Source organism: Polaribacter sp. ALD11 (assembly GCF_002831685.1).
Taxonomy (GTDB): Bacteria; Bacteroidota; Bacteroidia; order Flavobacteriales; family Flavobacteriaceae; genus Polaribacter.
In genome coordinates, this window is sequence record NZ_CP025119.1 from 2,106,064 (window position 1) to 2,129,722 (window position 23,659).

The following is a 23,659-nucleotide window of genomic DNA, read 5'->3' on the forward strand; positions in this document are numbered from 1 at the left end:
AATTAAATTTAATAATTTAATACTTTTGATGTGTTATTGATAATAAATTAAGACATTTTAACTAATTGACACTAATATAAGTAATGTGATTATTTTTTACACAAAACCCTGTTTCCAAAAACTCCCTATACATGAAAAAAAACTTCAAAACTCTGTTAACACTAAAAACTCTAGTTATCGAGCAATTTGATAAAACTCTATTTAAACTAACAATTCGACAATGCTAAACATTATTAGTAATCCTTTTGTAGAAAACATATTAATAATTAACACAAATAATCAATTCAGAAAAAAAAACAAGTCTTGTCGTTTAGACTTTTACTAAAAAACGATATAACAAATTCAATTAATCACTATTCTTAAAACTATTTACAAAGATGAAAAAAAGGTACATTAGTAAACTTCTTACAATTGGAGTCTTTATGATTTCTGCTTTCAACATGAATGCACAAAAACAAGAAGAATTAACAAAAATTAGCAGTAAGTACAATCAAGAAAAACTTACTACGTTAAAAAACGATTTTAAACAAAAGGCTTCTTTAGAAAAACAAAATGCAATTACAATTGCAAAGAGTAAGGGATGGAAAACTAGATTTACCAATAAGAAAGGTGAATTATTAGAAATTCAAAAAGTAGTAAATGGAAAACCAATTTATTATACCACTTTTAATGTTGCAGCCGCAAAATCTACAAGAACAAATCATTTAAACAACGGTGGTTCTTTAGGCTTAAATTTGATGGGGCAAAATATGACTGCTCACGTTTGGGATGGCGGATTAGCAAGAGCATCTCACCAAGAATATGATGGTGCTGGTGGTACAAATAGATTCTCTATTGGAGATGGCACAACAGCTTTACACTACCATTCTGCTCACGTAACAGGTACAATTATGGCTTCTGGTGTTGTTGCAAATGCAAAAGGAATGGCGCCTCATGCAAGTGCTGTTGGTTATGATTGGAATAATGACACTTCTGAAGCTATAAACGCAGCTTCAAACGGAATGTTAGTTTCTAATCATTCTTATGGTTTTGCTACAAGAAATGCACAAGGTCAACCTCAACTTCCAGATTATTATTTTGGAGGGTACATTACAGACTCTAGAGATTGGGATAACATTATGTTTAATGCACCAAACTATTTAATGGTTGTTGCAGCAGGAAATGATGGAAATGATAATTCTGCTAATGGTGCTCCATTAGCTGGAAATTCTTCTTATGACAAATTATCTGGTCATGCAACTGCAAAAAACGGTATGGTTGTTGCCAACGCAAATGATGCTAATATAAATGCAAATGGAAACCTGCTTTCCGTTACTATAAATTCTTCTAGTAGTGAAGGACCAACAGATGATTACCGTATTAAACCAGATATTACTGGAAACGGAACATCTGTATATTCTACTTATTCGTCTAGTAATACAGCTTATAATAGTATTACTGGTACTTCTATGGCATCGCCAAATGTTGCGGGTACACTATTAATTTTACAACAACATGCTAACAATGTTAGAGGTTCGTTTATTAAAGCTTCAACTTTAAAAGGAATTGCTTTACATACTGCAGATGACGCAGGTTCTAATGGACCAGATGCAATTTTTGGCTGGGGATTAATGAATGCTAAAAGAGCTGCTGTAGCAATTACTCAAAACGGTACTGAATCTAAGATTGAAGAACTAACTTTATCTAGCGGACAAACGTATCAAATTACTGTAGATGCTGATGGAGTTAATGATTTAATGGCTTCTATTTCTTGGACAGATAGAGCAGGAACTGCAACTACTACAGCAAATTCAAGTACTGCTGTTTTAGTAAATGATTTAGATATTAGAGTTTCTAAAAACGGAACAACCTATACTCCTTGGAGATTAACAGGAGTAACAACAAATGGAAAAGGTGATAATACTGTAGATCCTTATGAAAGAGTTGATGTTGCTAACGCTTCAGGAACTTATACAATTACTGTAACTCATAAAGGTTCTTTAACTGGCGGAAGTCAAAATTATTCATTAATTGTAACTGGTTTATCAGGAACGCCTGTTGTATGTAATGCAACAATCCCTTCTAATCTTACTGTTGATGAATTTGGAGCTTCAACCGCAACTGTTTCTTGGAATACTGTTGCTGGAACTTCTTACGATTTTAGATACCGCAAAACAGGTACGTCAACCTGGACAACTTCTGCTGTTGCAGGAACTTCGGTTTCTTTAACAGGATTATCTACTCAAACTTCTTATCAAACTCAAGTAAGAAGCAAATGTCCTAATAATTCTACCTCAGCATATTCTAGTGCTGTTAGTTTTACAACTTCAGATGTTCAGCTTAATTATTGTGCTTCAAACGGAAATAGTGTTGCAGATGAATACATAAGTAAAGTAGTTCTTGGAGGTATAAACAATACAACCGGAGCTTCATCAAGCGGATACGCTGATTACACCTCTCAATCTACAAGTTTAACGAAAGGAGTTTCTTCAACAATTACAATTACCCCAACCTGGGCAGGAGCTTCATATAACGAAGGTTATGCTGTATTTATTGACTATAATAAGGATGGTGATTTTACAGATAATGGAGAAACCGTTTGGACAAAAACAGCTTCTAAAACAAAACCTGTAAGCGGTTCATTTACTGTGCCAACATCTGCAACTACAGGAGCAACTAGAATGCGTGTAGTAATGCAATACAATACTGTACCTTCTGCTTGTGGAACCTATAATTATGGTGAAACAGAAGATTATACTGTAAACATAACCGGAAGTAGTGCAGATACAATAGCACCAACTGCGCCTACAAATGTATCAGCTTCAGCTATTACCCAAACTACGGCTACATTATCTTGGACAGCATCTACAGATAACGTAGGAGTAACAGGATACGAGATATTTAGTAACGGAACAAGTGTTGGAACCGTAACAGCAACTTCTGCTAACATAACTGGTTTAACAGCAAATACTTCATACTCATATACTATAAAAGCTAATGATGGAGCAGAGAACACATCTAACTCAAGTAATAGTGTGTCATTTACAACATTAGGAAGTACGCTAGTATATTGTTCCTCTAAAGGAAATAGAGTAACTTATGAATGGATCGATTATGTGAGTTTTGGAGGAATGACAAATACAACTGCAGCAAACGCAGGATATGGAGATTTTACTTCAAAAACAGCAACAGTATCTAAAGGAAGTGATAACCAACTGATAATAAGTGCAGGTTTTGCAAGTACTGCATATACAGAACATTGGGCAGTTTGGATCGATTTTAATCAAAACGGAACTTTTGAAGAAAGCGAAAAAGTTACTTCTGGTTCTTCTTCTAGTGCGGCTAATTTAACTGCAACTATTTCAATTCCTTCTTCAGCTAATACTGGTCAAACAAGAATGCGTGTTTCAATGAAATACAATAGTGCGCAAACAGCTTGTGAAACATTTTCTGATGGAGAAGTAGAAGACTACACAGTAAATATTACAAACGCTACAGCAAATTATACTACATTTAGTAATACTAATTCTAAAAATGAATTAGGAAATGAAAGTAAAGCATTCGATTTTACAGTATATCCTAACCCTGTAAAAGGAACTGTTTTAAACATTCACTTAAATGATGCTAGAGAAGTTAACTTTGCAATTACAAACATGTTAGGGCAAACCTTAAAAAGTGGTATTTTAACAAAACAACCTATAGATGTTAGTCCTATTAAAACAGGTGTTTACATGTTAGAAATAACTGATGGACAAAAGTCTGTTGTTAAAAAATTCGTTAGACAATAATTTAATTTTATTACTCTAAAAAAAACCTCAAGCTATGCTTGGGGTTTTTTACATTATAAGTGAGAATTTTACCTAAACAAAAAACATAGTGTTTTCAGAGGTTGATATTAATTGGGAAACTATAAAGACAGCTTTGTTAGCAACAAATATAAATAACGTAGTTAAAAACTATAAATCAGCTAGAACAAACTGTTAAAACAAAAAAGCCAACAACATCAAAATAAACTAGAAACGGGTGTTTATATTAAAATACATCCACAATTCATCATAATCTGGTAATATTAGCAATTACTAGCCTATAAAATATTTTTTCTCCAAAATATCTGCGGTTAAGTTTGTAAACAAATTCATTTAAGTATAATTGCAAGTATTTTTTCTTTATTTTATGGTAATTTCCGACAAAACTGTGTTTTACATTACTAATTGTAATATGTACCCACTTTAAGGTTTCCTTAGAGATTGTTTCGTTTGATTTTTCACAGATATGTAATTCAACATAATCAGCAATGTTTACATGCGATGTACTTTTCTGTAAATACAATGGTTTACTCATTATCTATTACATTTTTAAAAGCTTCATTTGTTTCTCTAGCTTTATGATCTTCAAATACTTTAGCTTTAAAGTAACAAGATTGTCTTTCTACTTTCCTGTGCCTATGTTTTAAAGAATGGCGTTCTCAGCCATAATTATAACATTAGATTTTGTTTTACTGCCATGTCTTAATTTTTGAGTCTTGTGTGCATTTTCTGACGCTTCAATAGAAAAATAACCTTGTCCACTTCTATCATTCCCGCTAAAGTATACTATCATCTCTAAGCCATTACTTTTCTTAATTTATGAACCATTTACCAAACGGGTCATACCGTTTTAGACCTAATTGACGCTGAATTTCTTTAGAGGTAAAACCTTTCTTTGTGGCAATAAGTAAGAAAAACGTTTTCTACCAAATCAAAAATATAAATTTTGAATTTTGCATAACGGTTCGTTCCACTTCGTAAAGAAGTTCTACTTCTGCAGGTTCTACATTCATAGCTCCATTGACTTTTTATCCGATAATGTGTTGTATTTGAACACTTCTTCCACAAATTACTCCAACTTATCTCGTTCTTCTTTAAAAGTAGCTACACAAGATTTTTCGCTATCAAAATTCTGCTGTAAATTTAGAAATATCCATATCTTTATTTTTCTTAAAGAGAATAAACAATTAACAGTTATTAGTAATTACGGGTATACATTTTTTTTTCATCATTATTTATTGAAAAGAATAAGCTTTTAGCATTTTATTAAAAATATCATAATTGTTATAAATTCCTGAAAAATTCTTAGCTCCAGGTCCATAAGCAAAAACAGGAATCATAACTCCAGTATGTCCTTTTGTTACAAATTTAACCTCAACTTCACCTGTTTTCATATTACCATTAGTAATTGCCATACCTCCCGTTTCGTGGTCTGCTGTAATAATTACTAATGTATTACCATCTTTTTCTGCAAAATCAATAGCCTCACCAATTACTTTGTCAAAATCTAGCATTTCATTTATTACATATTCGGTGTCGTTTGCATGCCCACCCCAATCAATTTGAGAACCTTCAATCATAACAAAAAAACCTTTTTCATTTTGATTTAAGATATTTAAGGCAACTTTAGTTGATCTTAGTAATTCTTCACCACGACCTTCGGAGACTTTTAACTGTTGTTCTTCAGCTAAAAAGGCTGCTAGTTTACCTTTTGAAATTTTTTCAACTTCGTCTATAGAATTAGCAATTTGATAGTTCTGTATCTCTAACTCTTTTATCAGGTTTCTACCGTCTTTTCTGTTCGAAAAATATTTTCTCCCACCACCAATAAACAAATCAATATCTGTTTTAAGAAAATCTACTGCAATTTCTTCGTCCATTTTTCTAGAAGGTTGATGAGCAATAAAAGAAGCTGGTGTTGCATGGGTAATAGAACATGTAGCTAAAAGACCTGTAGCAAGACCTTTTTTTTCTGCAATTTCTAAAATTGTAAGTAAATTATTTTGGATACTATCTACACCAATTGCACCATTATAGGTTTTTTCTCCAGTAGCAAATGAAGTTGCACCAGCTGCTGAATCTGTTACGAAATTATCTGTCGCTTGGTTTTTGTGGAAACCTACAAATTGAATACGTTCTAGATTTAACTTGCCTTTATTTGCAGTTAATCCTCCATAAATTTGTCCGACACCCATTCCATCACCTATTAAAAGAATAATATTTTTTGGTTGTTTTATTTCTTGTTCATTTTGTGCAAAAAAAATTGTAGGAAAACATAAAAGAGAAAAGATTAATTTTAAAGTTATTTTCATTATATAAATATTTTTTGTTAAAATCTAGTAACCCTACAATGTTAAATACAGGGTACTAGAAATAAAATTACTACTTTACAGACCAAATATCTTGAAATAAATCATCCGTACCACCAAACTGACTTTGAATCGCTTCTGTATAATTAGCTGTATTATATGTTTGCTCGTCAATAGGATACTGCCAACGTCTTGGTAATTTTCCTGTTGCGTTTAATCCTGCTCCTGTTGTAATAAAAGTAACTGGATAACCTGTTCTACGTTGATTGTAAAAAGCTTCACTTCCTGAGTTTTGAAAAAATGAGATGTATTTTTGTGTAATAATTTGCTTTAAACCATCTTCATTATTTCCTTTGTAAGCTACTTCGCTATTATTAAGAAAATCATTAATAGAAACAGTTACTGTACCTAGAGTTACACCAGCTAAATCGCCAATTGTGAGGTTATCTCCTTCAATTAAACCATGAAACTCTAAAGAAGCATTAATTCCTTTTAGGTAATAAGTCGCTGTATCAGCTGTTACCCATCCTCTATTAGCTGCTTCTGCAATATTTAAACACATTTCAGAGAAACCTATAATAATACCTGGTTCTGGCCCTACATTTGACACATAGTATCTGTTATAGTTTGTATAAGAATAAGCCCCATTAGTTTCGTTTGCCGCTAATTCACTTAAACTTTGTGAAATATTAGCCCCTACATATGCTGTAAAATCATTTACATTTTTACCATTTTCTATTTGAACAGGCGCAGGAGTTGCTATGGCAAAAGTTCTTGGATCTTGAGTTGTTGTAGTAAGTTCTAAATAAGTTGACGAAATATTTCGGTAATTATTTAAAGAGTTTTGAGGATAAAGTGGATAAATGTTTACATTTTCATTATATATAAACGCAAAATTATCTGTATTACCAACCATAATAGGGTACTTATTAGGATTGCTAATTACTTCAGCAAATTTTTGTTTTATATTTAAGTCTGGAGTATCGTTAGCTCTTTTACTTAAACTTATTAAGACTCTTAGTTTAAACGTATTTACAAGTTTTTGCCACTTACTAAGGTCATTATTATAATAAATATCACCTTCAATTACACTAACAGCACTGTTTATTAAAATTAATTGAGCTAATTCCGTATTTGCGACTTCTAAAAGCTCTAAACATTGTTTATAAATGTCTTTTTGAGAGTCGTATTTAGGAGTAAGATTTTCTAACCCTAAAACAGATTCAGACATTGGAGTGTCACCTACCTTTTGAGTTTGTATAACAAATAAATATGCTTTTAAAAATTTCGCAACAGCACTGTAAGCATTAATTGGCTCGTTATAAATACTAAGAGCCTGTTCTTCCATTTTAGTTACATTTTTTAAGATTTTATATGAATTCCCATTTGTTGTTGACCAGGCGTAATTATTTTGCCCCCCATAATAAGCATCATTAGATACTAAAAATTGATTTAAACGGGTCTTACCACTCCAAGATGCTCCTGTTTCGTTATAGATGTCGAAAAGCACCCCACTTAAAAGATATGAAGGTGGTATTAATTGGTCTTCGTTTGGTATATTCTGATTTAATTCTAAATCGTCATAATTCTGACAACCATTTAATCCAATTATTAATGGTAAAATTAATAATAATTTTGTGATATATTTTTTCATAATAAATTTCGATTTTTAAATTGTTATAACAATCAACATTAATGATTGTTTAATAATTTTATTAAAATAAGCTAAAAAGTCAGGTTTATATTTAATCCAAATCTACGTGTAGAAGGAGATTGTAAAATTGTTTTTTTGCTAGAACTTCTACTAGTTGAATTGTATCCACTTGGAAATTGATCTAGATCAAAATCTTTGGTTTCAGCAAAGTATAGTAAATTTCGACCTACAAGAGATACTGAAGCATTTTCAATAAAAGTGTTCTTTAAAAGCTCTTTTGGAAATGTATAACCAATAGTAAATTCTCTTAGTTTAAGAAAAGTTTTACTGTTTAAATAAGCTTCATCTACTCTAGCACCCCCTCCATAAACAGACTGAACGTATCCTTTTAATAAAGTTACCTTTTCGTTAGGTGCAAATGTAAGTTCTTTCATATTACTGATATTACCCGCTGCATCATAACTAGGTGTACCATTTGTAATAACAACTCCTTCTCCAACAAAAGCAGGTGTTGCAGCAACAGTTCCGTTTAATGTACTATCCCATTCTTTACGCCTAGCTTCACCGTAAGCTCCAGTGGTTAGATCTAATTGATTACCAGCATTTAAAGCATACGCATAGGCTTCGTTATAAATAACTCCTCCAACTCTACCATCAAATTGAAAGCTTAACGAAAGGTTTTTATATGAAAATTTATTATTTATACCGAACACAAAATCAGGATTGGTATGTCCTAAAAGTCTTTTATTGTTAGTTCCTCTTGGGGCTTTTAAAGGAACACCAGCAGAAGAGTGTATAATTTGTCGGTCTGAGCTACGAAGAAATTCATATCCATAATAACCATCTAATCTATCCCCAACATTAAAAACATGATCTGGACCTGGTAGATAAATGCTACTTATTCCATTATAAACATCTTTAAGTTTTTCTTTATATGTAGACCAATTTGCAGATACATCCCAATTAAAACCATCTGTATTTTTAATAACTGACCCAAAAAGAGAAACTTCCAAACCATTTTTTTGTGTTGTAACACCGTTTATAGTTTGTTCCTTAAAACCTGTAGATGAAGCAATTTCTAGAGGGAAAATTTGTGGACCATTAATCGATGTAAAATAAGTAACATCTAATCCTAATCTATTTCTTAAAAACTTCATGTCTAAACCTACTTCATACGAAGTTACAGAATAACTTTCAAGACTTCTGTTTGCTAGTGTATTAGAAAAACTTGCTGCTGGATCATTGGCATAACCATTAAATATGTTATAATTATTTTGGTTATTATAACTTGGCCCATCATAAGAAGTTGTTACTTCATTTACTTGACCGATTAGATTTGAAATTCCTAGACCAGTTACTCCTTTATAAGCAGAACCAATAGTTGAACTAGTTAAGCCTCCTTTTACGTTTGCATAAGAACCACGCAATTTCATAAATGAAATAGCTTCTGGTAAATCTATATAATCTGAAACAACAGTACTAAGAGAAATAGAAGGGTAAAAAATAGCTCTATTATCTTTTGGTAATGTAGAAAGCCAATCAACTCTTCCAGTTACACCAAGTGTAAGATAATTTTTATAACTAAAATCTGCCGTATAATAAGCACTTGCGACTTCCATTTCTGAACGAAAACTATACGCTTTTACTGGAAACCTTGTATTGCTAAACGAGTAAATACCAGGAACAATAAGATAATCTGTTGTTACAAAACTTGAATTATAACGAAAAGTTCTAAGACTTGCCCCAGCAATTGCAGACACGTTAAAATTATCACCAAAATCTTTATTAAAATTCAATAATAAATCTGAATTATTTTCAAAAAGAGTTCTTTTATCTTCACGATAATCTCCTGCTCTTAAATCGGGACCAGCTCCAGCAGCGTAAGGCTTATAACTAATTATTGAAAAAGGCACTTTTTCTGTCCTTAATTGATTCCAAGTGGTTACTTGAGTTCTAGCAGAAATATCAAAAAAATCATTAATCTTATAGCTTAATTTAGCATATCCATAAACATCTGTTTTTTGATGTTCTTTTAACCATTCATTTGATATAAAATAAGGGTTATTTGTTCTTCCATATTCAGCAAATTGTTGTTGTACACCTTCTACGCCAGCAATACCTCCGTAATAATCACGCATATCCCTAACATCCCAATGGCTAGAGCCATATACTTCAAAACTATACATGTATCCTTGTGGTCCAGAAGATGTTTCAGGAACGTTTGGAGAGTTTTGTATGTTAAGATTTAAGTTTCCTTCTATTTTTAAACGATCTGTAAAATTATATCCTGCAGAAATATTAAAATTCGTAATATTTAACTTAGTATTCGGTACCATTCCTTTTTGATAATTATTAGAAATAGACATACGTAAATCATGCTTTTCTCCACTTGCAGCAATCGATAAGCTATTGGTAGCGATAATACCCGTTTCCATAAAATTCTCCAAATTATTTACCCCTTTTGCTAACCAAGGCGTTCCTTGTCGAACCCCTGTTATTGGATCGACTGGGCTATCCCATTGCGGAATATTTTGTCCTTCAAATCGGGGACCCCAAACATTAGTTCTACGAAAGCTACCATCAGCATCATATGTATCATTACCAAAAGCATATTGATAATTATTACCTGCTCCGTATTCCGATTGTTTAGCTGGTTTAGCTAAATAACCTTCTTCAAACATTATGCTAGAATTATATTCAATAGAAAATTTTCTGTCATCTTTAGTCCCTTTTTTTGTAGTTACTAAAATTGCTCCATTTTGTCCTCTAAAACCATATAAAGCGGCAGCATTAGCTCCTTTTAAAACAGTATATGTTTCTATATCATCAGCACTAATGTTCCAAGAGTTAGAGTTTATAGGCACCCCATCTACTACATATAAAACACCAGGATTACCTCTTAAAACAACTTGTGGAGCCCCTAATAATTCAGTTGATACACCAACGGTTAAACCAGCAACTTTACCTGCTAGTGAATTAATCGGGTTTGCCTCTCTTGCTTTTGTTAATTCAGACCCTTTTACTTGTTGCGTAGAATAACCAATTTTTCTGGTTTCTTTTTTAACCCCCAAAGCTGTTATTATAATTTCTTCTAATTGGTTTTCATCGGGTACTAAAGAAATATTTAAAATAGTTCGATTACCAACTATTATTTCTTGAGTAACAAACCCAAGTGACTTGAATACTAGTATTGTGTTATTATCATTAATGTTAATACTATAATTTCCATCAAAGTCACTTGCAGAACCATAAGTTGTCCCTTTTATAAAAACAGCTACACCTGGTAGTTTATTTTTTTCATTATCGACAATCCTCCCTTTTAAAGTTCTTTCTTGCCCATAAGCTCTACCTATTGTTCCTATAAGAATAATTAGCAGCCCAAATATGGGAAGTAGTTTAGTTAATTTGTTAATTTTCATTTTAAAGTTTAGTTATATTATTTTTAAATAATGCTTTGTGGCGTCAAAGTTAATTTAAGGAATTTATATAAGTATAAGTAAAAAGTTATCTTTAGGTTACAGTAAAAAGTACTATTAAGACTAGTATGAATAAATAGTTAATTTCTACTTTACAACCTTTTTTTTATTTTTAGAAAGAATAACTTCGCCTTTTATTAAAAAAGAAAATGAAAAATGTAATTATTATTTTTAACTGTTACTGTGTTTAAAAACAAAGCAATAAATAGTCCAAAACCCAAATTAATTATAGATATTTTATTAGATCAAATGAGTTATGATTATTTAACTCTGTTTTATTATAAATATTTAGAAAATGGATTTAAAAGACTTTTAAATAATGAATTTTCATTAGAAAGCGCACATTATAATTACCCCAACTTCTACTGCTGTTGATCATTCTTCAATTTACCCAGATACAACACCTGTAAATAATGGTATAATTAATAATGATTGGTACTATAAGTATTTATTGTATAGATGGCGAAAATTATAGAACGATTGGTAATATGAAAAAAAAGTCTCCATATAGATTACTTACAACAACAGTAGCAGATCAATTACGATTAGCAAAAAACAAGAAAAATAAAACGATTGGAAAAGTACTTAAAGATCGTTCTACAATTTTAGCTGCATTCCATACAGCTAATCGTATATACTGGTTTGACGGTCGAGAAAATGGTACTTGGTTTACATCATCCTATTATACTGGTAAATCACCTCAATGTGTAAATTTTTTTAATTATTCTAAAATAATTGAAAACTATTTAAGTAAACCTTGGAAAACTTTATATGACATCAATACATATACAAGAAGTATTTCAGATGATAATGAATCTGAAAAACCTTTTAAAGGAGAAGAAATATCTGTTTTTCCAGATGTCATATCTAATCTGCGTAATCAAAATGATAATTTCAGTATTATTGCATCAACACCTTCAGTAAATTTATTTACAAATGATTTTGCTAAAGCTGCTATTATTGGTGAAAAATTAGCTACTCTTCCACCGATTAAAGGACATCAATTTGGTTTAGCATCAAAAAAAATTGAAGACACCTATTTACATTTAGATAAAGATTTAGCCGATTTATTTTCTTTTTTAGATAATCAAGTAGGTGAGGGTAATTATACTTTATTTTTAACTAACGATCATGGTGCTGTTCATGTGCCATACTATTTACAAACACTTAAAATACCTGCGGATTATTTTAATGAATATGGTTTTGAAACCTATTTAAATAATGTTTCTCAAAAACATTTTAATTCAAATGAATTGATTGAAAATGTTTTTAAATTTAATGTAAGTTTAAATCATAAAAAAATTGAAAGTTTAAAATTAGATGTTAACATTGTGTCTCGAAAACTTGCTAACGAAGCAATCAAATACAAAAGGATTTACAAAGCTGCTACTGCAAGAACCTTACAGACAACAACATTTACAAATAGAATTTTAAATACATTAAAAAACAGATATAGTCAAAAAATTTCTAGACATATTTTATTAATACGCAATTCATCTATAATAAGTAGAGGACATCACATGATTCTGGATACTGTTAAGATAAACATATTCCAATTATTTTTTACGGAAACGAAATTAAAAAAGGTAGTTCAAAAAAGAAATATGAAATTATTTATATAACTACAATAGTTTATAATTATTACAAATAGAATTCCCTAACGATAATACTAGTAGAATCGTCGAAAAAGTTTTAGAATAGCTTTAATATATAAATCCTAATTAAATTAACTACAATGAATCTTATATTTTTTAAAAACATTAAATCTGTAAAATTATACCTATTTACTATATCAATTATATTTATACAAAATTGTACAGATTATAAAAAAGAAGAAAAACCTACATATACATTAGCAGAAACAATTTATGTAGATCGTTTAGAGGATAATAGTTATTTATTAAAGTTACAGAAAAACACGTCTTATAAAATATTTATTGGAGACAATATTTCATCGATAGACTGGAATAAGTCCTATGATTTATCTCAAAATAACAACGAGTTAAAAATAGAAAACCCAAATAAAGGTAAACGGTTATATTTTGCTGCAGTTAATACAATTGATACACTTTATTTTTCTGAAAGAGAAATAGATATGGAAAATTCCGTAAATTTCAGAGATTTAGGAGGTATTGAAACTAAAGATGGAAAACATGTGAAATGGGGAATGATTTATCGTTCAGGAGAATTAGATAAACTTACAGAAGAAGATTTAGATTATATGAAAGAGTTAAAAATAAAAACTATTTGTGATCTTAGATCAAATATAGAAATTGAAGAAAAACCAGACATGTACCCCAAAGGAGTAAATTGGACTCATTTACCAATAGGTAATCTTGATAAAGGGAATACTAAAAAAATGTTTAAAAAGTTACGAGAAGCAGATCCACTAACTTTTAACGGAGAAAAGTTAATGGAAGATTTGTCTGGGGATTTTTTTATTTCTAGTAAAGATAAATTTAAAACTCTTTTTGACAACTTATTATCCGATAAAACACCTCTATTATTCCATTGTACTGCAGGAAAAGATAGAACAGGTTATTCTTCTGCTTTAATTTTATTTGCTTTAGGAGTTAATGAAAAAACAATTTTTGATGAGTACTTATTGTCAAATCATTTTAGGTACGATAGTAATGAAGATATGCTTAAAAAAGCAACTAAATTTTATGGTATAGATGAACGTATATTAAGACCATTAATGTCAGTAAAAGAATCATATTTACGAAAAGGTATTGAGAATATTAAATCCCAATACGGGTCTATGCAAAATTATTTAGAAAAAGGAATCGGTTTAGACTCAATTTCTCAAGTTAAATTGAAAGAAAAATTTTTGTACTAATAATTCTAAGTATCAATTTAGAAAGTACAAATACTTGATTAAAGACAAACTCCCTGCTCGACCAGAACAACTATAGGTATGCGATATTACCTAAATTAAACAGATAATGGTCATAATTATTTCGCAATTATTACAGATGCATATTCTAAGCAAATTATAGGCTATAAACTCGATAACAAATGGAAGACATCGCATTGTAAAGAAGCCCTTTAAAGAGCTATTAAAAACAGGAAATATCCTGATAAAAAACGTATACATCATTCCGACGGAGGTTTTCAGTGTTGCAATCCAAAATATACCGAATTTGCTGAACACATTAATAGAACTTTCCCTAAACTAACTATTTTAGATAGAAAAAAAGTTCAAATTATTTTATACAAAAGACCAAATTCGTAAAAAGATGGTAGCTCATTTTTATGAATTTAAATACTCTTTTATTGTAGATAGCATGTCTTTGGAAGTCTGTAAATTATCAAGAGCATCTCGAAGTAAAATATGAAGAGAATCAATTGAAAACAGTCCTAATAGAAGCTATTGCGCAAGTCAGTCTATACCATATTTTCGTTAATAAATACAAATGGAAGAACGAAGGTACAGCTATATTTACTGGAGATCCTATCCCTGAATTCAGGGATAGGAAAAATATACTGTTTTCAGGGATTGATAAGTACATTATTTAGCTATATGTTTACAACATCAAAAAGACATTTAGTTTGCATTTCTAATGCGACCCCTAAAAATTAAATGATTCAAAAACCCAAGCCTTTGCTTGGGTTTTTTGTTTCTTTGTAAAAAAATACAAATAGTGAATTATTTATCAGTAGAAAATATCTCTAAATCTTACGGAGAACGCATTTTGTTTGAAGACATTTCTTTCGGAATTAGCAAAGATCAAAAAGTTGCTTTCGTTGCAAAAAACGGAAGTGGAAAAACATCTATCTTAAACATTATTGCCGGTTTAGATGTTCCAGATTCTGGGCAAGTTGTAAGTAGGAAAGGAATTTCTATTGCTTACTTGGCTCAAAAGGATGACATCAATCCAGATTTAACTATTGAAGAAACCATTTTTGCTACTGATAATAAAATTCTTTCTATTGTAAATCAATATGAAAAAGCTTTAAAAAACCTTGATGATGGTGATGCTTATCAAGCTGCATTTGATTTAATGGACCAACATAATGCTTGGGATTTTGAAACACAATACAGACAAATTCTATCAAAATTAAAACTAGAAGATTTAACGTTAAAAGTTGGCTCACTTTCTGGTGGACAAAGAAAACGATTATCTTTAGCTATTGTTCTTATTAATAAACCAGATTTATTAATTTTAGATGAGCCTACAAATCATTTAGATTTAGAAATGATAGAATGGTTGGAAGCCTTTTTTGCAAAAGAAAAGATCACCTTGTTTATGGTAACGCATGATCGTTACTTTTTAGAACGTGTTTGTAATGAAATTTTAGAATTAGACGAAGGTAAAATCTATAAATACAAAGGAAACTATTCTTACTATTTACAAAATAAAGAAGAACGTTTAGCTTTAGAAGCAACCAACTTAGGAAAAGCTAAAAGTTTATTTAAGAAAGAACTAGAATGGATGCGTAAGCAACCAAAGGCTAGAACAACAAAATCGAAGTCTAGAACAGACGATTTTTATCAAATTAAAGAAAGTGCACATCAGCGTAGAAAAGATCATCAAGTTCAATTAGAAATTAATATGGAACGTTTAGGAAGTAAAATTCTTGAACTACATAAAGTATATAAATCTTTTGGTGATAAAAAAATTCTAGATGGCTTCGACTATATTTTTAAACGAGGCGAAAGAATTGGTATTATTGGTAAAAATGGTACAGGAAAATCTTCTTTCTTAAACATTATTACAGAAAAGGCTGAATTAGACAGTGGAAAAGTGACATTAGGTGAAACTGTAAAATTTGGCTATTATACACAAGCTGGAATTACTATAAAAGAAGGGCAAAAAGTAATTGAAGTTGTAAAAGAATTCGGAGAATTTATTCCGCTTTCTAAAGGAAGAAAAATATCTGCTTCACAATTACTAGAACGTTTTTTATTCGACAAGAAAAAGCAATATGATTTTGTTGAAAAACTTTCTGGAGGCGAACAAAAACGTTTGTATTTGTGTGCTGTTTTAATTCAGAACCCTAACTTTTTAATTTTAGATGAACCTACAAATGATCTAGATGTTGTTACTCTAAATGTCTTAGAAAACTTCTTATTAGACTACCCAGGAAACTTATTAGTGGTTTCTCACGACAGGTATTTTATGGACAAAATTGTAGATGCACTATTTGTATTTAGAGGCGAGGGGGTTGTTGAGAATTTTCCTGGAAATTATTCGGACTTTAGAGCATATGATGGTTCTGAAACCAAAGAACTTACAGAAAAATCTGTCGTTAAAACTACAGAAAAAAAGCCAGAGAAAAAAGCAACTAAAAATGCTTTAAGTTTTGATGAGAAAAGAGAATTTGGAGCTTTAGAGGGTGATATTGAAAGACTTCAAAAGAAAAAAGCAACCATAGAAACAGCTTTTTTAAATGTTGAAATTGCTGCTGATGATATTGCTGAAAAATCTGAAGAATTGCAAAAGACCATTCAAACTCTAGAACAAAAAGAAGAACGCTGGTTAGAACTCTCTATGAAACTAGAAGGGTAGCCCAATGCCACATAGAACTTCAATGAGAAACATACTGAGATTCACAGAGTACTCTAAATAAATTTTCTTTTGTAAGGTTTTTTCATTAACTAAATCTACAATGTTTAAAACCTTACAAGAAAATAACTAAACACTCACAATATCTGTTTCTTTTAACAACTCTTGATTATTGAACCTTAATAGAACCTGAGCAACTGCAATGGTATCTTTTTCGCAATATGCCACAATTCTTTGAAGGTTTTTTTCTTGGTAGTACACTTTTGCCACTTCACTCCCATCAATATCATCTTTGGGTGAAGGTATGCCTAAAATAGAAGTTAATAATTTTAAAGACGTATAGTGTTTATGGTCGCCAAACTTCCATAACTCTAATGTATCTAAATGTGGAACCTCCCAAGGCTTTTTCCCAAATAAGTTCAATTTCTTAGGTAATTCTATTTGGTGAATAATCATTCTTCTGGCTATAAAAGGGAAATCGAACTCTTTTCCGTTATGAGCACATAAAACATTATCTTTCTTAACAAAATGCTTATCTAATAAGTCTTTAAATTCGGTTAAGAGTTTGTGTTCATCATCACCAAAAAAAGAAGTTAAACGCAATTGCTTCCTGTTTTCAACGTCTACAAGATACCCAACAGAAATACAGATTATTTTTCCAAATTCTGCCCAAATACCGGCACGCTTATAAAACTCTTCTGCAGTAAACTCTTCTTTACGCTGGTATTGAGTTTTTTTTTGATATAGTTCTTGTGTTTCTTTAACTAAATTATTCCAATTTTCTTCTTGAGGAACTGTTTCAATATCTAGAAATAAGATATTATTTAATTTGATAGACAAATTCATAGCAATACATTTTTCTTTTTCTAGTTTAAAGATAGTGAAAAAAGAAAAGCTCCGAAATAAATTCGGAGCTTTTAAAATAAGAATAAATTAAGAATAAATTAAGAAACTTATCTAACTACTAATTTTCTGGTAGCAGTTCTTCCCTCTTCAGTAACTTTTAAAATATAAATTCCTGCATTCATAGCAGAAACATTAATGGTCGATTTAACACCAGTAAAACTAGTTGATAAAACTTTTTTTCCTAGTAAATTAAAAACATTTATCGTTTTTTCTGAATTTGAAGCAGAAGAAACAGTAAACTCATTATTTCTAATAGGGTTTGGATATGTTGTAAAACCCTCGATTGAATTATTTTCTACAGAAGCCGTAGCATTTTTCACAAATGATAAATCATCGAAATAAGTAGTTGAGGTTTTATAAGACCTTACTTCAAAATAAAACGCATTCACTCCTGCAGGCGCAGTAACCGTAACCTCATGTTTAGTCCACACGCCCCCATTATTATCTAAATACCCGTTTTCAGGTCCTCTTAAGACATCGGTTGTAGAATTTTCTGTATGGTAAACAGTTGTACTTCCATTTTTCCAAGCAGACCAAATTCTAGCATCTTCACCATCACCTGCAGTAACTTTGTACCAAAAACTAACGGTATAACTTTCTCCAGGAACAACACCTGCGATTGTTTGACCTAAATCTTTTGTTTTAGTAATACCGTCTCTGAAGGCTGAAAAAGAACCCGAATGCGCGTCTGTAGATTTTGTTATTTCCTCTGCTTTAGTCCAACTTGTTGGTGTAGCATCGTCATCCCAATTTTCTAAACCACCATTTAATAGCATCTCTTGTCCAAAAGACAAAGCTGTAATTAAAGTTAATAATAGTGTAAAAATGTAATTTTTTTTCATGTTTAATCTTTTTATTAGTTCATTTACAAAGATAGTATCTTTAGACTCTTATTTGTTACCAAACCGTTAACAATCTGTTTATCAGTAGATAAGTTTTCAAATATAATCTATAGTTAATTAAACGTTATCTATATAGCTATGTAAATTAAATGATTGTTAAGTAAGCCTGTAATAATATAATAATTACTATTTTTGATATCTACATTCTTATAAAACTATGAATAAAAGCGATATTAAAATCTTATTGGTTGATGATGAACCAGATATCTTAGAAATTGTTGGTTATAACCTTAAAAATGAGGGCTACCAGATATTTACAGCTACAAATGGTCAAGAAGCAATAAAATCTGCTAAAAAAAATATTCCACATTTAATTTTATTGGATATTATGATGCCAGAAATGGATGGTATTGAAGCTTGTGAAAAAATTAGGAAAATAACTTCTTTAGAAAATGTAGTTATTTCATTTTTAACAGCGAGAGGAGAAGATTATTCTCAAGTAGCTGGTTTTGAAGCTGGTGCAGATGATTATATTACAAAACCAATTAAACCAAAAGTTTTAATTAGCAAAGTAAAGTCTTTATTAAGAAGGTTAAAGTCTGAGCAAGAAAATGAAGAAACTTTTAAGATTGGAGATATTGTTATAGATCGAGAAGAATACGTTGTTTATAAAGCGGGCACAAGAATATCATTACCAAGAAAAGAGTTTGAACTATTTTCTTTATTAACTTCTAAACCAGGAAAAGTATTTAAAAGAGAAGTAATACTCGATACTGTCTGGGGAAATGAAGTTGTTGTTGGTGGTAGAACTATTGATGTTCATATTAGAAAGCTAAGAGAAAAAATTGGTGATGACCATTTTAAAACCGTAAAAGGTGTTGGTTATAAATTTGTATTATTAGAAGCAGATAAATAAATTTTCTTTTATGAAAATTAAAAAAACATACTCTTACGCACTTTGGTCTGCGACTTATTTAACTTTATTAACGATTGCTATTTCTACAATTGCTTATTTTTTTATTGTTAAACACTTAGAAATAACTAGCATAATAATTTCTATTATTGTGCTTTTTATTATTTCTTTTTTTATTATTCAATATAGAACAGAACATTTTATTTACAGAAGATTAAAGAAAATCTACGAAGATGTTTCTATCTTAGATGTAAACGATTTAAGAAAAGAGTCTGTAACAACAGATATCGACAAACTTTCTAAACGCATGCAAAAATATGTTGAGGGGAAGCGTTTAGAAATAAAAAGTTTAACTGAAAGAGATTCTTTTAGGAGAGATTTTTTAGGAAATGTTGCACACGAATTAAAAACACCTCTTTTTACAGTTCAAGGATATATACTTACACTTCTTGAAGGCGCAATGGACGATAAGAATATTCGCTTAAAATACCTAGAACGAGCTAATAAAGGTGTTGAAAGATTGGTTGCTGTTACCAAAGATTTAGATATGATTGCTAAATTAGAAACAGATGGTTTAAAATTAAACATGGAGGTTTTTAATATCTTAGAGATCATTCAAAATGTTTTTGACCTGTTTGAAATGAAAGCAAAAAAAAGGAATATTATTCTAAAATTTGATAGAATATACGACTTTCCTGTTTTTGTTATTGGAGATATTGAAAAAACAGAACAAGTACTTATTAACCTTGTTGTAAACTCTATTAAATACGGAAAACCAAACGGAACAACCATAGTTGCAGCAGATAATTACAACGATAACAAATATGTAATTAGAGTAATAGACAATGGAGAAGGAATTAAACAACAATATTTATCTCGTTTATTTGAACGTTTCTATAGAGTAGACCAAAGTAGATCTAGAGAGCAAGGTGGTTCTGGCTTAGGGTTGTCTATTGTTAAACATATTGTAGAAGCCCATAACCAAACTGTTTTATTAAAAAGTACTTTTGGTGAAGGATCTGAATTTTCATTTACGATGGAAAAGGCCAAGTAAATTGATATCAAAATCCGTTTTTATTGATTTTAAACCTGTATAATTTTTAATCTCATTTAATTTTTCTAAAGTAAAATGTTCTATTTTAGAAAACGGAGCAATTTTCTTCTCCTGCAAATAACTTGCTAAATATTCTTGTTCCGACTGATTTTCTGTAGGAATAAAAAACACTTTTTTACCTAAAACAGCGGCATCTAATATAGATGAATAACCAGATCTACAAACAATAATTTCTGACGAGTTCATCTTTTGTTGCAAATCTTCTGATAACAGAAAATTATAGAAAGTACAGTTGTGGTTTGTCCAACTTTTTTGTTTTTCTTCTATTTTCCCTAGAATAAAAACAATATTTCTTTTATCATTTTCAAAAGCCCTAATTAATTCTTTTTCTAGAAAGGTTCTATTGGGTTCTGGGCCAGAAAGAATAACTAAAACAGCTATTTTTTGTTCTAATTCTAGTTTCTCAAGCCTACTTAAAGGCCCAATAAACTTCTGTTTTAAATTCTTCTTAGATTTAGATAATTTTCCTGAAAACTCAGAATTAGAATTATCTGGAATCCAACATTCGTCAAACCTTTTTATAATTCTCTGATGAACTTTACTTGTTAAAAAAGTAGTAAAACCAGACAAAACATTTATTTGATGTGTAATATATACTGAAGGAACTTTAGAGCTTCTTACTCCAAATCTATTATCTGAAATAAGACCAACAACATCTCTATTATTATCAATAAAAAGTTCTACAATTTTTTTTTCGGTTTTTACACTGCTTAAGATTGCAGGTAATTGTAAGAATAACTGTTTTTTTAAATTTCTACCATATTTAATATGATAAGATGGTAACTCTAGTGTTTCTAAATAAGGAAATTCATGTTTTAGAAACTTCAAAGCACTTCCATCTGAAGCTATTATTGGTATAAAATTTTCTTTAATTAAAGCGTTAATAATTGGCACACAACGTGAAGCATGACCTAAACCCCAGTTTAAAGGTGCAACAATTATTTTTTTCATTTTGTCTTCCTTCTAAAAAAGAGATCTATGGTTATGAGCTTCGTGTATTCATAAGAATAACGGGCTTAAAAAATTAAATTAAATCAAAACCAATATCTTTTCTATAATTTATTTTATCGAAATGAATTTTATGAATACTTCTATAACTTTTTTCTAAAGCCTCTTCAATTGTATCTCCAAAAGAAGTGATTGCCATAACTCTACCTCCGCTTGTAACTATTTTATTATTTTTAATTGTAGTTCCTGCATGAAAAACAATAGATTCATCAACAGCATCGAAACCTGTAATTTCTTTATTTTTCTCGTATGCTTCAGGATATCCGCCAGAAACCAACATTACTGTTGTTGCAGTTTTGTCTGTAACAGAAAAAGATTTTTCATGTAAATTTTGATGCGCAACACCTTCAAATAAATCAAATAAATCAGATTCAATTCTAGGTAAGACAACTTCCGTTTCAGGATCTCCCATTCTTACATTGTACTCAACTACAGAAGGATTTCCGTTATCATTCATCAAACCAATAAAGATAAAACCTCTATAATCAATTCCGTCTTTTTGTAAACCTGCAATTGTAGGTTTTACAACTAATTCTTCTACTTTATCTAAAAACGCTTTATCTGCAAATGGTACGGGAGAAATTGCGCCCATTCCGCCAGTATTTAAGCCTGCATCTCCTTCGCCAATTCTTTTATAATCTTTGGCTGAAGGTAAAATTTTGTAACTTTTTCCATCTGTTAGAACAAAAACAGACAATTCTATTCCTTTTAAGAATTCTTCAATTACAACTGTTGTAGATGCTTTTCCAAACTTTTCATTAGAAACCATGTCTTCTAATTCGGATTTTGCTTCTTCTAATGAGTTTAAAATCAACACTCCTTTTCCGGCAGCTAAACCATCTGCTTTTAACACATAAGGTGGTTCTAGTGTCTCTAAAAACGTATAACCTTCTTCTAAATTATCTTTTGTAAAAGATTGGTATTTTGCGGTTGGAACACCATGTTTTTGCATGAATTTTTTCGAAAAATCTTTACTCCCTTCTAATAATGCTCCGTCTTTTTTAGGCCCAATTACAGGAATGTTTTTCAACTCATTGTCTGCTAAAAAGAAATCATGAACACCTGCTACCAACGGAACTTCTGGTCCTACAACAACCATTTTAATGTCATTTTCTAAAACAACCTTTTTTACTGCTTCAAAATCTGTAAGGTTAATGTTTATATTAGTTGCTATTTTGTCTGTACCAGCATTTCCTGGCGCTACAAAAAGCTGATTTACTTTATTACTTTCAGTTAATTTTAATGCAAAAGCGTGTTCTCTACCTCCAGAACCTAAAATAAGAATATTCATTTGTTTGTGTTGTTGTATTGTTGATGCAAATATATTTTAATTTCTTCGAATTCTTGCTTTCGTAGGAGAGACATTTTATAGAAACCCTGATTAAGAAAAGATCCTTATTTTATTAAAAACCCCATTTTGTAAAATATTTTAATGCAGATGAAAGGTGATACAAAAATAATTTTATATTTTTTGATGACCCTTTTTGATGTTGATGTGTAATTTCTACATTTGGAAAGTACAGTATTTTTTTTTTCGTTTTTTTAATTTTTCTACAAATATCAGCATCCTCCATGTATAAGAAATAGCGTTCATCAAAACCGGTAAGGCTTATAAAATCTGCTGTTTTAAAAAGCATAAAACATCCATGTATAAAATCTGGGTACAACGATTTCTCAAGATTATCATCCTGATATTCATTTTTTATAATTTGACTTTTAGAAATCTTCAATTTTCTATTGATCAAATCAAAAAAAGTTGGGTGTCTTCTGCAAACGTATTGCATTTCTTTTGTTGGGTACAATACTTTAGGCGTTACAAAAGAAACTTCAGAATTATTTTCTAAGGCTTTTATCAAATTCGGAATTACTTCTGAAGAAAAAATAACATCTGGATTTAAAATTAAATGAAATTGTGAACTAATCTTATCTAAAACTAGGTTGTGAGCTCTACCAAAACCAATATTATTACCAACAAAAATATATTCTACTTCAGCCTTTTTAAAATGGTTTTTTAAGCTATTATCCGATGAATTATCGATTAAATACAATTTCTTTTTTAAAGGAGTTTTTAAAAAAGAGTCTACCGTTTTTTTTAGTGTTTCTAAGTTTTCGTTAAATAAAACAATGGAAGCGGTTATCATA

The 23,659-nt window shown here is 30.3% G+C and carries 14 protein-coding genes and 1 pseudogene; 6 read left to right on the forward strand and 9 right to left on the reverse strand.

All coding sequences use genetic code 11. From position 1 onward, the window contains the following. The first annotated feature begins 377 nt into the window (after positions 1–377). A complete protein-coding gene (locus CW731_RS09400; RefSeq protein ID WP_198519804.1) occupies positions 378–3,767 on the forward strand; it encodes a GEVED domain-containing protein in 3,390 nt (1,129 codons plus the stop codon). Between the two features lie 265 nt (positions 3,768–4,032). On the opposite strand, the pseudogene CW731_RS09405 reads toward CW731_RS09400, so the two are convergent. The 4 genes and pseudogenes from CW731_RS09405 to CW731_RS09420 all read right to left on the reverse strand — a co-directional run bounded on the left by CW731_RS09405 (position 4,033) and on the right by CW731_RS09420 (position 11,167). Further along, a pseudogene (locus CW731_RS09405) lies at positions 4,033–4,938 on the reverse strand (IS1595 family transposase). 82 nt (positions 4,939–5,020) lie between these two features. Continuing rightward, positions 5,021–6,097: an alkaline phosphatase gene (locus tag CW731_RS09410; protein WP_100946483.1), complete on the reverse strand. Its 1,077-nt coding sequence runs from the start codon at positions 6,095–6,097 to the stop codon at positions 5,021–5,023. A 70-nt stretch (positions 6,098–6,167) separates the two neighbouring features. Further along, positions 6,168–7,748: a SusD/RagB family nutrient-binding outer membrane lipoprotein gene (locus CW731_RS09415; protein ID WP_100946484.1), complete on the reverse strand. Its 1,581-nt coding sequence runs from the start codon at positions 7,746–7,748 to the stop codon at positions 6,168–6,170. Positions 7,749–7,819: 71 nt separating this feature from the next. Continuing rightward, a complete protein-coding gene (locus CW731_RS09420) occupies positions 7,820–11,167 on the reverse strand; it encodes a SusC/RagA family TonB-linked outer membrane protein (RefSeq protein ID WP_100946485.1) in 3,348 nt (1,115 codons plus the stop codon). 545 nt (positions 11,168–11,712) lie between these two features. Here CW731_RS09420 and CW731_RS09425 point away from each other — a divergent pair. From CW731_RS09425 to CW731_RS09435, 3 genes are all read left to right on the forward strand, one after another. Further along, positions 11,713–12,846 (forward strand): alkaline phosphatase family protein, encoded by a 1,134-nt coding sequence (locus CW731_RS09425; RefSeq protein WP_157812216.1) that lies wholly within the window; start codon positions 11,713–11,715, stop codon positions 12,844–12,846. A 113-nt stretch (positions 12,847–12,959) separates the two neighbouring features. Beyond that, positions 12,960–14,063, forward strand: a complete 1,104-nt coding sequence (locus tag CW731_RS09430) for a tyrosine-protein phosphatase (RefSeq protein ID WP_100946487.1) — start codon at positions 12,960–12,962, stop codon at positions 14,061–14,063. Positions 14,064–14,868: 805 nt separating this feature from the next. Continuing rightward, positions 14,869–16,737, forward strand: coding sequence for an ABC-F family ATP-binding cassette domain-containing protein (locus CW731_RS09435; protein ID WP_100946488.1), 1,869 nt, complete (start codon positions 14,869–14,871; stop codon positions 16,735–16,737). 126 nt (positions 16,738–16,863) lie between these two features. Here the strand turns inward: CW731_RS09435 and CW731_RS09440 are convergent, their stop codons facing one another. Both CW731_RS09440 and CW731_RS09445 read right to left on the reverse strand, forming a co-directional pair. Then, positions 16,864–17,580 carry a 3'-5' exonuclease gene (locus tag CW731_RS09440; RefSeq protein WP_100946489.1) on the reverse strand — a complete coding sequence of 239 codons (717 nt, stop codon included), beginning with the start codon at positions 17,578–17,580 and terminating at the stop codon, positions 16,864–16,866. Between the two features lie 107 nt (positions 17,581–17,687). After that, the gene (locus CW731_RS09445) at positions 17,688–18,482 is read right to left on the reverse strand and encodes a T9SS type A sorting domain-containing protein (RefSeq protein ID WP_100946490.1); all 795 of its coding nucleotides are present in this window, start codon (positions 18,480–18,482) and stop codon (positions 17,688–17,690) included. 217 nt (positions 18,483–18,699) lie between these two features. On the opposite strand from CW731_RS09445, the gene CW731_RS09450 reads away from it, so the two are divergent. Further along, complete coding sequence (locus tag CW731_RS09450) at positions 18,700–19,398, forward strand: response regulator transcription factor (protein WP_100946491.1); 699 nt, start codon at positions 18,700–18,702, stop codon at positions 19,396–19,398. A gap of 10 nt (positions 19,399–19,408) precedes the next feature. Further along, complete coding sequence (locus CW731_RS09455) at positions 19,409–20,449, forward strand: cell wall metabolism sensor histidine kinase WalK (RefSeq protein WP_100946492.1); 1,041 nt, start codon at positions 19,409–19,411, stop codon at positions 20,447–20,449. Here the strand turns inward: CW731_RS09455 and CW731_RS09460 are convergent. The 3 genes from CW731_RS09460 to CW731_RS09470 form a co-directional block, all read right to left on the reverse strand. Next, complete coding sequence (locus tag CW731_RS09460) at positions 20,423–21,460, reverse strand: glycosyltransferase (RefSeq protein ID WP_100946493.1); 1,038 nt, start codon at positions 21,458–21,460, stop codon at positions 20,423–20,425. The two genes, CW731_RS09455 and CW731_RS09460, sit on opposite strands and share 27 nt — an antisense overlap. Before the next feature lie 73 nt (positions 21,461–21,533). Continuing rightward, on the reverse strand, positions 21,534–22,808 hold the full coding sequence (gene purD / locus CW731_RS09465; protein WP_100946494.1) for a phosphoribosylamine--glycine ligase: 1,275 nt from the start codon (positions 22,806–22,808) through the stop codon (positions 21,534–21,536). Between the two features lie 112 nt (positions 22,809–22,920). Next, positions 22,921–23,658, reverse strand: coding sequence for a glycosyltransferase (locus tag CW731_RS09470; protein WP_100946495.1), 738 nt, complete (start codon positions 23,656–23,658; stop codon positions 22,921–22,923). Between the last annotated feature and the right edge of the window lies 1 nt (position 23,659).